Below are 16,903 nucleotides of genomic sequence, written 5' to 3'. Positions count from 1 at the left end.
GCCGATAAAAAAGAACCTTTCCCGTCAGCTGAATGATGGTGGGAAAGGTTCTTTTGTGTTAGGTTGATTCAAAATAAGTTAAAAAATAGAAAGATAGAATAACGAGCGGCTAAGTAAAATAGGCTCCTCGGAGGTGCTGTCATCCGGTTCAATTTCTGCCGTCCACTGTTTGAGATGGTGAATGGCGTGATCGAACAGGTTGTACACACTGTGCTGATCCGCTTGCTCGCCCCGAAGCGAACGGCCTGTTATGGACAAGGTGCCGATAAAGCTGCTCAGCGCGCTGCACCACAGACCCCAATCGTTAGGACGTTCCATTTCGTCTACAAAAGTTTCGCCAAAGCCAATGCCTTTGTCCGTCGTTACCCGCAAGCAGGCCCGGTTTCCAGCGGCGTCTACATTGAGTGCTGGAATAACAAACAGCTCAATGCGCTTGACCTTAAGCTTCATTGCGTGCTTCGCCTTAGGCGGAGCGTCCGGCGCATGAAGGACAATCATATTCATCTCTCCTCACGTTCGCTTACGGAGTTAGCTGTCGGATTCGGGCCAGAGAGCTGCCCTACCAGTGCGCGAACGCACCGGATTCACCCCTTGCGATTTAAGCTGTCGCTTCAATCACGTCGTTGGTTCCCCCGCTTTTTCAATTGAAAAATTAAGCGATTAATAATAGAGTGCCAGAATTCGGCTAGGGATATATATTAAACCTTAATGGCTCATTTGTAAACCTTTTAGCAGTGAAATAAAAGTGCTGCTGCTTCAAATGAGAACGAACGCTGCCGTTATTTGGAGGCAACGCTCGTATTTTGTAGAAATAACAGATGAATAATGAATACAGCAGTTCATTGTGGACTGACCGTTCATGTAGAAGCTGTCGTGAGCTAATGCGAAGGGAAGATCCAGCCAACCCATAAAGCAAGAAGAGCGAGAGTAAACAGCAGAACAGGCGGAATGACGACAATCGTCACTTTGACATAATCCTTCCAATTGATTTTTATTTTGGCTCTCTGAACAAGATTTATCCAAATGAGAGAGGCTAGCGTGCCTATTGGTAACAGGAGTGAGCCTATATCGCTCCCAATGACGCTGGCGAGGTAGGCGATTTTGAGTGAAAGCGGATCGAGGTTCATTTCGGTGAGGGTGATCGTGCCGATCATGAGCGCGGGGTGATTGTTGACGAGTGTAGACATGGCGGACACAAGCCCTCCGATTAAAATGCTTGCATTCATCAGGCTCCCCATGACAAGCGGCTCGAATACCTGCACGAGTAATTGCGTCAGACCAATATTGTGCAGGCCGTAAATAATGATATACATGGCGAAGGCGAAAATGAGGATATGCCACGGAATTTTACGCAAAATGTCGTTCGGCGGCATTTTCAAGTAAGCCCAGCGCCAACTAAGGAGCAGCAAGGAGCCGAAAACAGCGACCCACTCAACGGGGATATGCAAATAGGAGGCAGCAAATAAGCTTAGCCGGACAGAAAAGACAAAAAGCAGAATTAATTTCATAAAGCGGCTGCTGAATTTGGGAGATGCGGGCTTGCTTCCGTTAGGCGTGAGTAGAGGATGGTAGCCAGATTGAATAGGGACAATTGAAATCGAATGGGGGACTTGCCGGGGAAGCTGATGGTAAAAGTAGAAGAATAGCAGCAGGCTGAGCAGCAGCAGACCAATTGTAGCGGGGATAAACATCATGACGGTATGCATGTACAAATCCATGCCGACGATTTTCAGCGCGATCAGATTTACAATATTGCTTACCCCGATGGGGGCGCTGGAGGCGGTAGCAATTAAAGCTCCTGAAAGTAGGTATGGAATTTTTTGGTGATTTTTTAGTCCCATATGATGCAACATAATGAGCAAAATCGGGGTTGTAATAAGAATGCTGCCGTCATTGTTGAAAAATAGCGTCATTAGAAAACACATTAGGTTTACATACCAGAATAATCTGAGTCCTGAGCCGCGTGCTCGAATGGCAAGCCCTTCGGCAGCCCAAATAAAGAAGCCAAAGCTCTCCAGCACGATTGCCATTACGATCGTCGCCATAATCGTGATGGCTGCTCCGCTAACGGTGGCGCTAATATGTGCCAAATCCGTCAATGAGACGACTCCGCTCAATAGGATGAGTATGGCGCCAAACGTAGCAGGAATGGCTTCATTCAGTCCTCTGGGGCGCCATAAAATGAGCAGGATCGTGAAGAGGAAGGCAAACAAGGAAATGATAATGGAAGGTAGCGAGATCAAATGTTAATCACCTCGAATTCTTGGTTAAATTCATAGTGAAGCAGGAAGGGGTTATTCATTCACAGCAGCTGCATTATGCTGAGCGGCTTCTATGCGGCTGCTTTCATAGCGTTTATCGGTTGCCGTAGTGGGTAGAGATATAATAGTGGGCTGTTTAATCGGTGGAGGAGGCTTAAGAATGAAATAGAGGGACAGGCCTGACGAGCAAATAATGAAGATCGTAAGCAATCGGGTTTCCTCCTTTCTAGTGATAACATATAAGAGGACGTCTATCATGGGGAGATATGAATAATATATGTATATGTGGCCTACTGATGGAGGGTACTAGACGTTAATAGTAGATTGCTATAATTCCGCGAAGCGTCCCCGCTCCAAAAACGCAAAGCAACCTCGGACTTGTTAAGGACCGAGGCTGCTTCGTTATCTTTTTTAATTGGATATGGACATAGGCGCTACCCAATCGGATGACCATTGCTGCAATTCGCGAATGACCGGCTCCAATGCACGTCCCTTTTCAGTAAGCGAATATTCGATGCGAACTGGAATATCTGGAAAGACGGCTCGGCTTACGATGCCTTCATTCTCAAGATCCTTAAGCCGCTCAGACAGCAGTCTGCCGCTAATGGGAAGGGCGCCTTGAATGCAGCTGAAGCGCTGCGGCCCGGACAGCAGCTGATAAATAATCAAGCCGGTCCATCGTTTGCTTATTATGTCCATTCCTTTGTACAGGCGCGGACAAAGCCCGGATTTCTCCATGTAGATCACCTCATTATAACTTGCTATTAAGTATAGCTTTATTAGTATTTATACACAAGCAAACTTTTTGATTGCTCATAACTTGACGTAATGGAATTTCGAATATATAATTAGTTACTAAAGGTAAGCGAAAATTTGTTCCCCTATGATTGTTCAATGAGGCAAGGTGCATTTATAGCAGATGAAGCTTAGCCTTTCAACCTATTATATCAAATACAGATGAAGAAGGTGCACAGCAATGATTAAACCATCCATTCGTTCTATTATAAATGACAAAATAAAAACGATTGAAGGCGATTCGCACGATATCCACGTAGTCGGACCTATTCAGCTTCCGGTTGAGCTTGACGGCGAGACAAAGATTTTTCAGTGGTACAGCTGGCTAAAGCGTGAGAAAAATAGCGCCCAAGACAAAACAGATCTATACAGTGAGCTGGCGAAGGGGCATTATGCGGAGCTTCAGCAATCCAGCGTGCTCGTCTATGGCGATTTTGCCGAAGGCGAGGATGCGCTGATTCGCATGCATAGCATATGCCATACGGGCGATATTTTTGGCAGCCAACGCTGTGATTGCGGCTTTCAGCTTAAGCAGTCCATGCGGATGATTATCGAGCATGGGACGGGTGCCTTATTTTATTTGGCGAATCATGAAGGCCGTGGCATTGGATTGTTCAGTAAGGCAATGGCTTACCTGCTTCAGGAGGAAGGACTCGATACAGTTGATGCGAACTTGGAGCTGGGCTTTGCTGAGGACGCTCGCGATTACAGTGAATCCATCGCTGTCTTGAAGCTGCTTCGCTCGTTGCCTGTGTCGATTATTACGAACAACCCGCGCAAAGTGGAGGCGCTTCGTGGAGCTGGCATGCATATTGCCCGCCGTGTTCCGCTCTGGGGGCAAACGTCCGTCTACAATGAGAAGTATTTGACAACAAAGGTTGTGAAGTCGGGACATTATTCGTTCGAAGCTCAGCATGGGGATAATCAGGTCAAAGCGCTGTAAGATCAGGAGATTTTTTGAAGATAAGTTAAGGATACGGATGTATTTTGAAAAAAGTTTGCGCGGAGGCCTGCTTCCGCGCTTTTTTGCCGTAACTTCCGCTCTGTTCATGCGTCTATTGGATATTGACGATAATGTGGCATATACTATTAGAGTGAGAGGGCAAGGTGAACATGACGATTGAGGTGAATAGCGACGTGCGTAGTCGTAACTATAGATGGAATGTTTTAATTCTTTTATTTGCATTATTCATTGCAGGGTGCAGTAACAATGATGAAATGACTGAGGAACGGCGGGATTCCCATTCTGGCGCACAGGTTTCGCCAGTCGTGCAGGGCGCCCCCCAAGAGAAGGACAATTTGCTGGAGCAATACCGCCAGACGGTGCAAAATGCAAAGGAGCCGTTCGAAATTGTTTCATTTTTGAACGAGAATATGTCAAAGGCTGGTCAAGAGCGGGCGGATACGATGATACGCGAGCTGAATGCTTATTATAACAACGATCTGGAACGAACGCAGGACGCTTTTTTTGAAAATAATGTGCAGGAGGTGCTGCTCCAGCAGCAGTGGCCGATTACGGCCTCCAATGCCGCTGAAATTCAGGATGCCGCTGTGAAGCAGCTTGTGATTACAAAGCTGATGGGCGGCTACAAGCTCATTATGGTGGAGGGCTCGATCTACCCGATCATTGATTTTGAGCTGCAGAAGGTTTACAAAAATTATGTATCGCAGCAGATGAATGATTATATTTTTTTGAGAGCGGTAGAATCTAACGAGGTGTCAGCAAAGGATGCCGGATTGATTATTACATGGGACAAGCTGGCTAATCGCGCGGTTCTGTCAGAAACCTACATTAAAACGTATCCAAATTCGGCTGAGCGCGCGGAAATCGAGCAGCTTTATTTGAACAGCTATTTGTCCATGTATATTTATGGTCTCAATAACACACCCGTATTTGATATGGAAACGTACAGGCTGCTCAGCGAGGTAAAGACGAGCTATCAAAAGCTGGTGAAGGAGCACCCGGAGACGGTAACGGCGCAAATTGTAGCGCAATTTCTGGACGTGCTGGCGACGACGGATGAGCAGGTTTTCAAGCGGGTCAATGGTAAGCAGGTGGATATTCCGGCAGTTAAGCAATTTCACGAGCGTTTTCAAGTGAAGGCGGAGGAGCTGCTTGGCGGCTAAATGGGTCGATTTGAGGCGGCAGAAACGGGCAAATTTATTTTGCGTTTCCTAGGCATTTCAAGTATGATGGATGTTAAAGATTAGCGACGTACAGTCAGAAGGAGCCTTTACATGAATTCAAAAACAAGTCATTGTAAAATCGTCGATTGCACTATTCGCGATGGCGGATTAGTAAACAACTGGGACTTCAGCGTAGAGTTTGTCCAGCACTTGTACAAAAGCCTAAACGATGCTGGCGTTGATTATATGGAAATTGGCTACAAAAACTCGCCAAAGCTGCTCAAAGGCGCAGAAAGTGCAGGCCCTTGGCGTTTTCTGGATGATGAGTTTCTCAAAACCGTTATTCCTAACAAAGGAACGACAAAGCTGTCGGCACTTGTTGACGTAGGTCGCGTAGACGAGAACGATATTTTGCCGCGCAGCGAAAGCCTGCTTGATCTCATTCGTGTCGCTTGTTATGCGAAAGATGTGGACAAGGGTCTTGAGCTTGTCAAACTATTTAGTGACCGTGGTTACGAGACGACGCTGAACATTATGGCCTTGTCGAATGTAATGGAAAACCAACTGCTGGAAGCGTTTGAATTGATCAATGACAGCGTCGTTGACGTTGTGTACATCGTCGATTCCTACGGCAGCCTGAAGCCGAATGATGTAAGCTACTTGACGGAAAAATTCCGCAAATATCTTCCAAACAAGCGTCTGGGCGCGCATATGCATAACAATTTGCAGCTTGCATTCGCAAATACGCTGCTTGCTGCTGAAGGCGGCGTTGAGCTGCTTGATGCATCCGTTTATGGCATGGGCCGCGCAGCAGGCAACTGCAACACAGAGCTTCTCGTATCCCAACTGCAAAACCCAAGATACAAAACACGTCCCGTTCTCGATATGATCGAGAAATACATGATTCCACTTCGCGAGAAGGAGGAGTGGGGTTACATTATTCCTTACATGATTACTGGTATTTTGGACGAGCATCCGCGTTCGGCAATGGCGCTTCGCGATTCCGAGGACAAGGATAAAGCGGTAGATTTCTATGATCGCATGACAACGCCAGAATTATCGCATAGCAAATAGCAGCTGCCTCACAGCAGCCTGTATAATTGAAAAGCCCTGGAAGTCCGTCCATGTTGGAATGGCGGCTGTCCAGGGCTTTTTTATTGAATTTGAGCAGGGTTTAAACCCGCTGGGCAAGCTGCTTGGTCATCGTGACATGAGGCATGTCTTCCTCATAGAAAATGTCCGACACCGTGTGATAGCCCAGCTTGCTGTAAAATCCTTCAGCATGTGTTTGCGCATTCAGCTTGGCAGCAGTAAGTCCTTGGGACGCGGCCGCTTGCTCCATCGCATCGACGATGATTTTACCAATGCCGAGCTTGCGGTAGTCTGCCAAAATGCAAATGCGCTCCAGCTTGGCAATGCCGTCCACTACTCGTATTCTTCCTGCTCCTACCGGCACTGTATCGCTGAGGGCGAGCAGGTGCTGGGCTGTATCTTCAAATTCATCATATTCATTGGCAGCAGGCACGCCCTGCTCGTCAACAAATACGCTGCGACGCACTTCAAATACGGCATCCCGGTCTTTCTGATTTTGAACCAGACGCGTTGTAATAGGCATAGCGGTTTATTCCTCCTTATTTTATAAGGCGCAATTCGCCTTCACCGCGAATCGCTGCTGCAAAATGCTTCTCATTAGGGTGGAAATAAGCTGTACCTTCAAAAGTGCGATTGTCAATTGATGTGACGAGCAACTGGATTCGAATGTCCTCGCTCTGATTGAACCATTTTAATAAATCTGAATCTGCAATACCGTTCGCATCGACGTACCACAAAGCCGAGCCGAAATCTGTCACTAAAAATAAATCGGCATTCGTAAAAGTAAGCCGGCGAGTTCCGAGCTGATAGATTATTTCAATATTGGTTAACGCTATCGCTTCCATCTGATTATCCTCCTAAGAAAAACACCGCTTTTGGTCTGGACAATCCAGCGCTGCAGCCTGTTCATTATTTTAATGTTGAATAAGTATTTATGCAACAATCAGTGCCCTCTAATCGTCTAAATGGAAAAAGATAGAAGGGGGATTTAAGATGCAAAATACAAAAAAATTCATCTTATTTCGCACATTGGTCTTGATTATCGCTCTAATGCTGGCAGCAGCTTGCTCTGGCGGGATGAATAGCGGCCCTGATCGAAGTAATTCCACCACAACAGAGACAGGGAATACGACGGCGGAAAATGCAGCTACGGAAAGTGATGAAGGCAGCAGCACTAAAGAAGACAGCTCTCCAAGCAAGGAAGAATTTGCAGAGCCTGTTCCTGAAGGTGAACGCAGAGAAGGTGGAGACAGGCGTTATTCCTCGCAGCAGGCGGAAGTGAAGCCAGGCCAGCTTACGGCGGGGGAATGGGATGATTTGGCGGCATGGCAGCGCTTCGGAAATTTGCTAAATAGCAAAGAGGGCGATGATAATAAATACTACTGGTGGTTTCATGCCTTTAACCGACTGGAAGTCATTGTAACTTCAGGTGGCAGGGCCGTATCCGATGCTGTTGTGAAGCTGAGCGACAACCAGCGCGAGCTTGTATGGGAGGCACGCACAAATACGGATGGAAAAGCCTATTTATTTGCCGGATTGTTTGACAAAGACCAAGGTGATAAGCAGAGCAATTATAGGGTCGAGGTTCAGGCAGGGCAGTATAGCAAAAGCTTGAGCAGCATTAAATTGCCGGAGCAAGGTACGCTCAAGGTGGATTTGGGAGGCGAAGCAGAGCCCTCTAATCAGGTCGATATTATGTTTGTCGTCGATACGACAGGCTCGATGGAGGATGAGCTGCGCTATTTGGAGGCCGAGCTAAAGGATGTCATTGGCCGGGTAAGCGAGCAGCATGGTCAGCAATTGGATATGAGGCTCAGCGCCAATTTTTATAAGGATAAATATGATGATTATACGGTGAAGTCGTTTCCGTTCACGAAGGATGTCGATGAGGTTGTCCGGAAAATAGCAGCAGAAAAGGCAGATGGCGGCGGCGATTATCCCGAAGCGGTTGACGCTGCGCTGCGTGATGCTATTCTTGAGCATGATTGGAGCAAACAGGCGCGGGCAAGGCTGCTATTCCTCGTATTGGATGCTCCCCCGCATTATAAGGAAGAAGTCGTTCATGAAATTCAGGAGCTGATGCAAACGGCAGCCGCGAATGGCATCCGTATTATTCCCGTCGCCTCCAGCGGGGTAGATGTCCCAACGGAATATTTGCTGCGCTTTATGGCGGTGGCGACGGGGGGAACCTACTTGTTTTTAACGGATGACAGCGGCATAGGCGGCGAACATCTAGAGCCTGCTGCCGGGGAATACGAGGTGAAGCCGCTTAATGATTTGCTCGTTGAAATGATTAATCGGTACGTTCAGCCGTAATGTCGTGTTCATAATTATAAGCAATTAGAGTAATGGCTGCTCCGGTTTGAGCGGAAAGCCGCTGCTCTAATTGCTTTATTTTTTCAATGGCATCCTCGTTATGATTCAAATCGGCGATTGTGTAGCTGCTGTTAAATACCATGTAATATTTCCTCCTCCATTGCCTAGTGGCTTGCTCCTAATTATGATGCATCTTCTTCTCTTTCATGATGCACGCTCCTCTGTCGCGTTATGCAGCTTTCACAACATGCTAAGTGAATTGTCCTTTGCTGTCTTGTAAGGTAAACTGTTACAAGAGGATAACTGAAGGAAGGGATTTGCAGCATGATGTTAAATATTTTATTTTCTAGAAGCAAGCAGCTAGTACGGCGAACAGCAGCCAAAATAATCACCTCGTATGCAATGCTGACTGTGCTTCTGATTAGCTGCGCGCTGTTAGTTGGCATCCTGCCAGCCGAAGCTCATGCAGCGCGCAGCTTAGAGTCCCAGCAGCTTTCTGTCGTTGTACCAACACTTGCAGCGAGCTTTAATCCGCATGAGCAGGTTGGGCATGACCAGATGGAAAATATGGATCATGGTCATGACAGCGGCCTTAGTGTGGGTACAGCTTTATTTTATACCGCAAGAATTGTATATTACATCGCGCTGCTGCTGGCGGCAGGACTGATGCTTTGGTTCAGCGGGATTCGCTTAGGAAGCGATGAACAACGCAAGCGGATGCAGCTCTGGAGCTTGCCGATGATGCGGGCGTTGTTGCTTGCTTCTCTTCTGTATGTATTCGCCAGTGCGCGCAGCTTGATGGAGGGCTACGGAGGCGGTGGGCCGGAATGGGTGAGGCTGTTCACCGAAACGAGTACCGGCCAAGCTTGGCTGGCGCTGCTTGTATTATCGCTTCTAGGCTTTATCGTTATTAAGGGAAGCGATACCTTCAAGCTCATATGGGCGTTGCTATTGCTTGCTATTGAGAGCTGGAGCGGCCACATGGCGGCGTTGCAGTCGAATATGAATGTAGGCATCGTGCTTGATTTTATTCATCTCGCTTGTGCGGCTGTATGGAGCGGGGGCTTAGCCATATTACTCGGCTTATGGTTTGCTGATCGGAAGGAAGCGGGGCGCTTTGCAGAACGCTTCACGACAGCCGCATGGATATCCATGGTGCTGCTTGTCCTTACAGGAGCGGCGATTACATGGCTGCTGCTGCCAAGCCTGTCCTATTTATTTTATACAAGCTGGGGAATTTGGCTGCTGGTGAAAATCGCGCTAGTCATGCTTGTCATCATCACAGGCGCGTTGCTCCGTGTCCGTGTTCGGCGCGGTGAGCTGCCGCATGGCTTGGTGCTGAAGGTGGATGCAGGTCTAATGCTGGCTATAACGCTTATTGTCGGCATCTTTACCTATATGAGCCCTATACCGGACAATACGCCTGTCCGGTTTCACAAAATGGGAGAAACGCGCCATTTTACCGTTAATATAACGCCAAATGAGCCGGGAGCAAATCAATTCGAGGTGAAAATATGGCTGCCGGAGCAGCTGGGAGAGCCAACAGATGTGAAGCTGGTGCTGCATTCGCTTGATAAGCAGCAGCTTGCGCCCCTTGAGGTGCCGCTAGAAATTTTTGAGGATACCTCGTATGAGTCTTTTCCTGGTTTTGTGAGAACATCTTATCATGCAGAACGGATGAATATTCCATTCCCCGGGAAATGGACGGCTGAGCTGCAGGTAGTCGATAAGAGCGGGGGCAAGCTGAACGAAAGCATAGATTTTGAAAACTATTAATGCAAGCAGGGAGCGGTAGCAGGTGTCTTATAGATGGTTGAAATGGTTGATCTTGTGGATTCCAACACTTACAATTGGTCTTTGGGAATATGTTAGGCATGCCTTTCTACTGCCATACATCTCCATGGATTTGGGCAATGTGCTTGCTCCTGTGCTTGTTTTTTTAGTCACATTGACGCTGCTGCGCGGCTTGTTCAAGCGTTTAGAGCTCATGCAGGATGCGTTGCAGCGCGAACGACTGTCGAAGTCTTCCTTTGAGCAGCGCGAGAAGCTTGCGCGTGAGCTGCATGATGGCATTTCGCAGTCGTTGTTTCTGCTTTCCGTGAAGCTGGATAGCCTGGAGCATGCCGACACACCGGAGGGTGTTCGCCAGACGACTGAGCAAATTCGAGGAACAGTTCGGCATGTGTACGAGGACGTGCGCCAGTCCATTGCCAACTTGAAATCGTCAACCGATGCAAGTCCGGCGGAAGGGCCATGGCGGGCGGCCATTCATTCCCTTGCTGAAGAGCTGCGCGAGGCTGGCGGCGGCTATACCGCCGAGGTCAATTGGCAATTGCCCGAGCACGCGCTGTCAGATAAGGAGAAGGTCGAGCTGATGGCGATTGTGCGTGAGGCGCTAATGAATATTCGCAAGCACACGCACGACGCGCATGTGAGTATCGCCTGTTATCCGCTTGAAGGCGGAGTATTAGGCAGCTTTCACTGTATCGTAGCGGATACAGGAGAAGGTGCGGATATCGAGCAGTTGGAGGCGAAAGGCCGTTATGGCATTCGCATGATGCGTGAGCGAGCGAAGCAGATGGGCTGGTCGCTTCGTGTCAAGAGTGAGCGCGGTCAGGGAACACAGGTGGAAATAGCGACGGAGCCTTTAAAAGGCAGTTAGTCTGAAAAAGAACGGTTGCGGGAAGTCTTATTTTAAACTTGGGGGAGAGAGCGCGATGAGCAGACAACAGGTATTTACGGGTTCCCCATGGGAGCCGCTTGTGGGCTATTGCCGCGCGATTCGCGTCGGCAATCGAATTGAAGTTGCCGGAACAACGGCGATGAAGGATGGCGAGGTCGTGGGTCAAGGAGATCCTTATGAGCAAACTCGGTTTGTTCTGCAAACGATTGAGAAGGCTTTGGCTGAGCTAGGGGCAAGCATGTCTGATGTCGTTCGAACTCGAATGTTCGTTACTGACATTTCGAAGTGGGAAGAGATTGGAAAAGCACATGGCGAGTTTTTTCGCACGATTCAGCCAGCAGCAACGATGGTAGAGGTCAAAGCACTTATTGATCCGCTCTTGCTTGTCGAAATAGAGGCAGAAGCTATTATTGAGTAATAGAATAGTTTAAAGGACAGCTCCTTGCTCATCGTAAAGATGGAGGGAGCTGTTTTTGATCATTTTTTATTGAATGAATACAATTCTGTGGTGTTGTTTAAGAGCGGGTAACTTTTTTATTAAATTCACGTCTATATGAATAGGGATAACAACAGCTATGTTACATGATGGAGGTATTATGATGTTGAAAAAAATCGCTTTAGGCTTATTGACAGCGACACTGCTGGCTTTACCAGCTCTTTCTGCACCTGTTTTTGCGGCTGATCGGCCTATTGAGCTTAACAATGGAAAATTGAAGGACAACCGGATGCTTATACCGCTACGTGATGTTGCCCAAAATATGGGGGCTGCTGTAGAGTGGAACCAGCAGCTTCAAACGATTGAAATCCAAAAAGACGATATCGAATTGCTTCTTACGATTAACTCAAAAAAGGTGCTTGTCCATCAAGCTGAAACGGAGCTAGACGTACCAGCGCAATTAATCAACAACACAACCTATGTTCCTCTGCGGTTCGTTAGCCAACTGCTGGGTGCAAGTGTAGACTGGAATTCATATGGCCAAGTCGCGACGATTACACTCGAAGGGAAGCAGCTTGTTGTATATGTGGAGCCGGTTAAGCTTTTGGCCGCTGAAAAAGCATCGGCAGCCCGCCTGAAGCAGCTGTCTGATAAATTAAACGAAGCAGCCGATGTGTCATCCATGAAGCAGATTCGCACTTATTTCAAGCCTTATTTTACCGACCGTCTCATTAATGTCATCATTCAAAATAAAGGCCTAGAGTATAATTATACGTTTAAAGATCCTGTAACGTCTGGCAGCTATAGAACCAAAACAACGGGGAGCTTCCTACAGTCGTTGGACATTTCGCAGGATGCTTGGGAAGTTTCTTACATTTTGCGAGATACCAAAATAATCAAGGTAAATGGCGTTTGGAAGGCAGACAGTGTCAGCTTCACCGAAGGCAAAAATCCGATTTCGGGGGCATAAGTCGGGCAAATCGCAAGGCAGTTATTGCATCGCGCCAGCCATTTGCTTATAATGTAAAAGATATTGCATCCATATGAGTTGAAATGCTGAGACGGAGAAAAGTAAGCAGTGCCTTCACACAGGGAGAAGTCGCCATAGATTGAGAGCGTCTTTCGTGAAAACAGGCTGTCTGAAGTTCACTCCTGAGCAGACTTCTGAACCCGGCGTAGCACCAGCAGGTGCTGCATGTTCGCAAGTAGGAATGTTTCGGTTCCCGCCGTTAACGGGATTGAGGAGCAAGCTAGTTCTGTCCCTCTCTGTATAGAGGGGAGCAAGCAGAGTGCTCGAATTAGGGTGGTACCACGGTTCTTTCGTCCCTTGCGGGAAGAAGGGGCTTTTTTTGTTTGTTCAAAAGAATGAGGAGGCGAGCATCAGATGAAGGAACGTTTGGAGGCTTTGCGCGGCGAAGCGCTGCAAGAGCTGCAACAGGTAGACAATCCGCAAGTGCTTAACGATCTGCGGGTCAAATATTTAGGAAAAAAAGGCGCGCTTACTGAAATTTTGCGCGGCATGGGCGGACTTAGCGCAGAGGAGCGTCCAATTATCGGTCAAGTCGGCAATGACGTTCGTGCGGCGATTGAAGCCGTTATCGAGGAGAAGCAGGCGGTATTCCAGCAAGCCGAGACGGAAGCGCGCTTGCGCGGCGAGACGATTGATGTGACGCTGCCAGGCAAAGCATTGCCAACTGGAGCCGTACATCCGCTTAACAAGGTAGCACAGGAAATCGAGGATATTTTCATCGGACTAGGCTATACGATTGCCGAAGGGCCAGAAGTCGAGACGGATTATTACAACTTCGAGGCGCTGAACTTGCCGAAAAACCATCCGGCACGCGACATGCAGGATTCATTTTACATTACCGATGATATCCTGATGCGTACGCAAACATCCCCGGTTCAAGTGAGAACGATGCAGGCGATGAAAGGCAAGCCAATCAAAGTTATTTGTCCAGGTAAAGTATACCGCCGCGATGATGACGATGCGACGCATTCCTTTCAATTCAATCAAATTGAAGGGCTCGTTATTGCGCCTAACATTCGCATGAGCGACCTAAAAGGCACGCTGCTGCAATTTGCCCAGCAAATGTTCGGCTCGCAGACGCAAATCCGTCTTCGTCCAAGCTTCTTCCCATTCACGGAGCCAAGTGCGGAGGTTGACGTAAGCTGCGCGCAATGCGGCGGACATGGTTGTCGGATGTGTAAGCAGACGGGCTGGCTGGAAATTCTCGGCTGCGGCATGGTTCACCCGCGCGTACTGGAGATGGGCGGCTACGACCCGAACGAAGTTAGCGGATTCGCTTTCGGCATGGGTGTAGAGCGCATTGCGCTGCTGAAATACGGCATTGACGATATTCGTCATTTCTATACGAATGATCTTCGGTTTTTACAACAATTCGCGAAAATGTAGCAGGAAAGGAAGGGGAGCAAAGCGATGAAAATTTCATATCAATGGTTGAATGAATATGTTGATTTATCTGGCTTTACGGGCGCAGAGCTTGCTGAGAAAATGACGCGCGGAGGCATTGAGATCGACGAGGTGGAATCTCGTAACAAGGGAGTGACCGGCGTCGTTGTCGGCTATGTCAAATCACGTGAAAAGCATCCGGATGCAGATAAGCTGAATGTGTGCAAAGTGGACGTAGGCACAGGCGAAGAGCTGCAAATCGTCTGCGGAGCGAAAAATGTCGATGCGGGGCAGCTTGTTCCAGTTGCGACCGTTGGAGCAAAGCTGCCGGGCGATTTGCACATTAAGCGCGCAAAGCTGCGCGGCGTAGAATCGCAGGGCATGATCTGTTCAGCGAAGGAGCTTGGCATTAATGACAAGCTGCTGCCGAAGGAGCAGCAGGAGGGCATTCTCGTATTGCCGCCGCACACGGTAATCGGAACGCCAATCGCTGACGTGCTTGGATTGAACGATGAGGTGCTGGAGCTCGACTTGACGCCTAACCGTTCGGATTGCCTCAGCGTCATCGGCACAGCGTATGAAATCGGCGCCTTGACTGGCCGTGAGGTGCGTATTCCTGAGCCGGTTATTGCTCATGCTTCCGAGCGTACAGAAAGTCATGTTCAAGTGACAATCAGCGCGCCTGAGCAGTGCTTCCACTATAGTGCGCGTTACATTAAAGGCGTGAAAATTGGCGAGTCTCCGCTATGGCTGCAAAACCGCCTTATTGCCGCAGGCATTCGTCCGATTAACAACGTCGTTGACGTAACGAACTTTGTTCTGCTGGAATATGGCCAGCCGCTTCATGCCTTTGATGCGGATCAGGTGAAAAGCGGAAGGATTGATGTGCGTTTGGCGCATGAGGGCGAAACGATGCTTACCCTTGATGACCAAGAGCGCCGCCTTGAGCCGCAAATGCTTGTCATTACTGACGGCGAGAAGCCAATCGCGCTTGCGGGTGTAATGGGCGGAGCGAACTCTGAGGTCACAAGCGATACCGTTAATATTTTGCTGGAATCGGCTCGCTTTGATGGGGGAACGGTTCGCAAAACTTCACGTCAATTCGGACTGCGCTCGGAATCGAGCATTCGCTTCGAGAAGGAAGTGGACCCGGGCCGCGTTATTCCTGCGCTAAACCGTGCAGCAGCCTTGATCACTGAGCTTGCAGGCGGACTCGCTACGGAGGGCATCGTGGAGGTGACGACAGCTCCGGCGAAGCAGCAGGTCGTTGAAGTCGCTTTGGCTAAAATCAACCGTTATCTCGGCACTGAGCTGTCCAGCCTTGAGGTGCAAACGATTTTGAAGCGTCTAAGCTTTGGCTATAGCGTCAGCGAGGAAGAGGTATTCCAAGTCGAAGTTCCGTCGCGCCGCGGCGACATTTCATATGATGTAGATTTAATCGAGGAGGTTGCCCGTCTTTATGGCTATGACAACATTCCGACTACACCGATTTTCGGCGATGTAACGCCAGGTGCGCTGACGAAGCCGCAAGCGATTCGCCGCGAGCTGCGCAAGCGTCTGACGGATGCGGGGCTGCATGAAGTAATCAGCTATTCGTTCACAGGTCCTGAGCGGACAGAGCTGTTCCCTGCTTTGTCGGGCGAATCGACGAAGGCTGTGAAGCTGTCGATGCCAATGAGCGAGGAGCGCAGCGTACTGCGGACAACGCTAATTGCGCAGCTGCTGGAAACAGCAGCCTATAACCGCAATCGCAAAAATGAGTCGGCTGTCATTTTTGAAATCGGCAGCGTGTTCCATACGGAAGAAGAGAAGCTGACGCGTCTTCCTCAGGAGAAGCATCGCTTCGCAGCATTGCTGACAGGAAACCGTGTAGAGCCGCAGTGGAACCGCAAGGCGGCCGCTGTTGATTTTTATGATGCCAAGGGCGTTTTGGAAACGGTGTTTGCCGTACTTGGCATTACCGATAAGGTAAGCTATGCCGCGGCGCAGCCGGAGCATTTTCACCCGGGAAGAACGGCAGCTGTTCAACTGGAGACCGAGCATGGCACAGAGGTCATTGGTTATGTGGGTCAGCTTCACCCAACGCTGCAACTGGAAAGCGATCTGGCAGATACGTACGTGCTGGAAATCGAGCTTGCGCCGCTTTATCAGCTGGCTGGCGACGAAATCGTCTACAAGGCGCTTCCGCGTTATCCTGCAATGCAGCGTGACATTGCTGTTGTGCTGGATATGGAAGTGCCGGCAGGCGAGCTTACTGCGCTTGCATGGCAAACGGCAGGCGAGCTGCTGGAGTCCGTCCGCGTGTTTGACGTCTTCACGGGCGAGAAGCTGGGAGCGGGCAAAAAGAGCGTAGCGCTTTCGCTCGTATATCGTCATGCCGAGCGTACATTGACCGACGAAGAAGTGACTGAGCTACATGGCAAGGTCGTCGCAGGATTAGAACAATCTTTTGCAGCAGAATTAAGAAAATAGGCAGGAAACCTTCCAAGCCGTATCGAAATAGTTCCATGTGGACTATCGATACGGCTTTTTGCTTTGTTTTTGAGCAGCAGCAGGACTTTGGACGGTTTTTCCAGAGCATTTGCCCAAACATGAATCATTAGCTGCTTGCTAGTCTGTAATAGATTTTGGATTGAAATATAAAGAAGAGCAAAGCTTCATGTCGGAGACAGAAGCAGTCGGTTACACTTGCATTTGAAATATAGAGAAGGTATATCTTAAAGCTGTCCCTTCTCTATATTTCTCGGAGTGAAACGCGCTGCGCCGCCAAAGAATGGCGA

16 protein-coding genes and 1 riboswitch are annotated in these 16,903 nt (G+C 48.8%); of the genes, 10 read left to right on the top strand and 6 right to left on the bottom strand.

The features are described 5' to 3' along the window. Positions 1–78 precede the first annotated feature (78 nt). From V5J77_RS18910 to V5J77_RS18900, 3 genes are all read right to left on the bottom strand, one after another. Positions 79–498 carry a hypothetical protein gene (locus V5J77_RS18910; protein ID WP_338552372.1) on the bottom strand — a complete coding sequence of 140 codons (420 nt, stop codon included), beginning with the start codon at positions 496–498 and terminating at the stop codon, positions 79–81. A 4-nt stretch (positions 499–502) separates the two neighbouring features. Beyond that, a riboswitch (cyclic di-AMP (ydaO/yuaA leader) is annotated at positions 503–669 on the bottom strand. Positions 670–878: 209 nt separating this feature from the next. Then, the gene (locus V5J77_RS18905) at positions 879–2,243 is read right to left on the bottom strand and encodes an arsenic transporter (protein WP_338552371.1); all 1,365 of its coding nucleotides are present in this window, start codon (positions 2,241–2,243) and stop codon (positions 879–881) included. A 429-nt stretch (positions 2,244–2,672) separates the two neighbouring features. Beyond that, positions 2,673–2,999, bottom strand: a complete 327-nt coding sequence (locus V5J77_RS18900) for a helix-turn-helix domain-containing protein (protein WP_338552370.1) — start codon at positions 2,997–2,999, stop codon at positions 2,673–2,675. A 238-nt stretch (positions 3,000–3,237) separates the two neighbouring features. On the opposite strand from V5J77_RS18900, the gene V5J77_RS18895 reads away from it, so the two are divergent. The 3 genes from V5J77_RS18895 to V5J77_RS18885 all read left to right on the top strand — a co-directional run bounded on the left by V5J77_RS18895 (position 3,238) and on the right by V5J77_RS18885 (position 6,257). After that, positions 3,238–3,999 carry a GTP cyclohydrolase II gene (locus V5J77_RS18895; RefSeq protein ID WP_338552369.1) on the top strand — a complete coding sequence of 254 codons (762 nt, stop codon included), beginning with the start codon at positions 3,238–3,240 and terminating at the stop codon, positions 3,997–3,999. Positions 4,000–4,163: 164 nt separating this feature from the next. Continuing rightward, complete coding sequence (locus tag V5J77_RS18890) at positions 4,164–5,183, top strand: hypothetical protein (protein WP_338552368.1); 1,020 nt, start codon at positions 4,164–4,166, stop codon at positions 5,181–5,183. 111 nt (positions 5,184–5,294) lie between these two features. Next, complete coding sequence (locus tag V5J77_RS18885; RefSeq protein ID WP_338552366.1) at positions 5,295–6,257, top strand: aldolase catalytic domain-containing protein; 963 nt, start codon at positions 5,295–5,297, stop codon at positions 6,255–6,257. Positions 6,258–6,357: 100 nt separating this feature from the next. On the opposite strand, the gene V5J77_RS18880 is transcribed toward V5J77_RS18885, so the two are convergent. Together V5J77_RS18880 and V5J77_RS18875 are read right to left on the bottom strand one after the other, a co-directional pair. Beyond that, the gene (locus V5J77_RS18880) at positions 6,358–6,798 is read right to left on the bottom strand and encodes a GNAT family N-acetyltransferase (RefSeq protein WP_338552365.1); all 441 of its coding nucleotides are present in this window, start codon (positions 6,796–6,798) and stop codon (positions 6,358–6,360) included. 16 nt (positions 6,799–6,814) lie between these two features. Further along, the gene (locus V5J77_RS18875; RefSeq protein ID WP_338552364.1) at positions 6,815–7,120 is read right to left on the bottom strand and encodes a hypothetical protein; all 306 of its coding nucleotides are present in this window, start codon (positions 7,118–7,120) and stop codon (positions 6,815–6,817) included. A gap of 148 nt (positions 7,121–7,268) precedes the next feature. Between V5J77_RS18875 and V5J77_RS18870 the strand changes: the two genes are divergently transcribed. After that, positions 7,269–8,591: a VWA domain-containing protein gene (locus V5J77_RS18870; RefSeq protein ID WP_338552363.1), complete on the top strand. Its 1,323-nt coding sequence runs from the start codon at positions 7,269–7,271 to the stop codon at positions 8,589–8,591. On the opposite strand, the gene V5J77_RS18865 is transcribed toward V5J77_RS18870, so the two are convergent. Then, positions 8,569–8,733: a hypothetical protein gene (locus tag V5J77_RS18865; RefSeq protein ID WP_338552362.1), complete on the bottom strand. Its 165-nt coding sequence runs from the start codon at positions 8,731–8,733 to the stop codon at positions 8,569–8,571. The genes V5J77_RS18870 and V5J77_RS18865 overlap by 23 nt on opposite strands. A 182-nt stretch (positions 8,734–8,915) precedes the next feature. Between V5J77_RS18865 and V5J77_RS18860 the strand changes: the two genes are divergently transcribed. The 6 genes from V5J77_RS18860 to pheT all read left to right on the top strand — a co-directional run bounded on the left by V5J77_RS18860 (position 8,916) and on the right by pheT (position 16,595). After that, complete coding sequence (locus tag V5J77_RS18860) at positions 8,916–10,367, top strand: CopD family protein (RefSeq protein ID WP_338552361.1); 1,452 nt, start codon at positions 8,916–8,918, stop codon at positions 10,365–10,367. 22 nt (positions 10,368–10,389) lie between these two features. After that, complete coding sequence (locus V5J77_RS18855) at positions 10,390–11,253, top strand: histidine kinase (protein ID WP_338552360.1); 864 nt, start codon at positions 10,390–10,392, stop codon at positions 11,251–11,253. A gap of 55 nt (positions 11,254–11,308) precedes the next feature. Then, positions 11,309–11,692, top strand: coding sequence for a RidA family protein (locus V5J77_RS18850; protein WP_338552359.1), 384 nt, complete (start codon positions 11,309–11,311; stop codon positions 11,690–11,692). A 178-nt stretch (positions 11,693–11,870) separates the two neighbouring features. Then, complete coding sequence (locus V5J77_RS18845) at positions 11,871–12,680, top strand: copper amine oxidase N-terminal domain-containing protein (RefSeq protein ID WP_338552358.1); 810 nt, start codon at positions 11,871–11,873, stop codon at positions 12,678–12,680. A gap of 414 nt (positions 12,681–13,094) precedes the next feature. Continuing rightward, a complete protein-coding gene (gene pheS, locus V5J77_RS18840) occupies positions 13,095–14,126 on the top strand; it encodes a phenylalanine--tRNA ligase subunit alpha (RefSeq protein WP_338552357.1) in 1,032 nt (343 codons plus the stop codon). A 24-nt stretch (positions 14,127–14,150) separates the two neighbouring features. Then, complete coding sequence (pheT, locus tag V5J77_RS18835; RefSeq protein WP_338552356.1) at positions 14,151–16,595, top strand: phenylalanine--tRNA ligase subunit beta; 2,445 nt, start codon at positions 14,151–14,153, stop codon at positions 16,593–16,595. Positions 16,596–16,903: the final 308 nt, after the last annotated feature.

The sequence above is a fragment of the Paenibacillus sp. KS-LC4 genome (genome assembly GCF_036894955.1).
Taxonomy (GTDB): Bacteria; Bacillota; Bacilli; order Paenibacillales; family Paenibacillaceae; genus Pristimantibacillus.
This window is presented reverse-complemented; position numbering and strand designations above follow the sequence as displayed.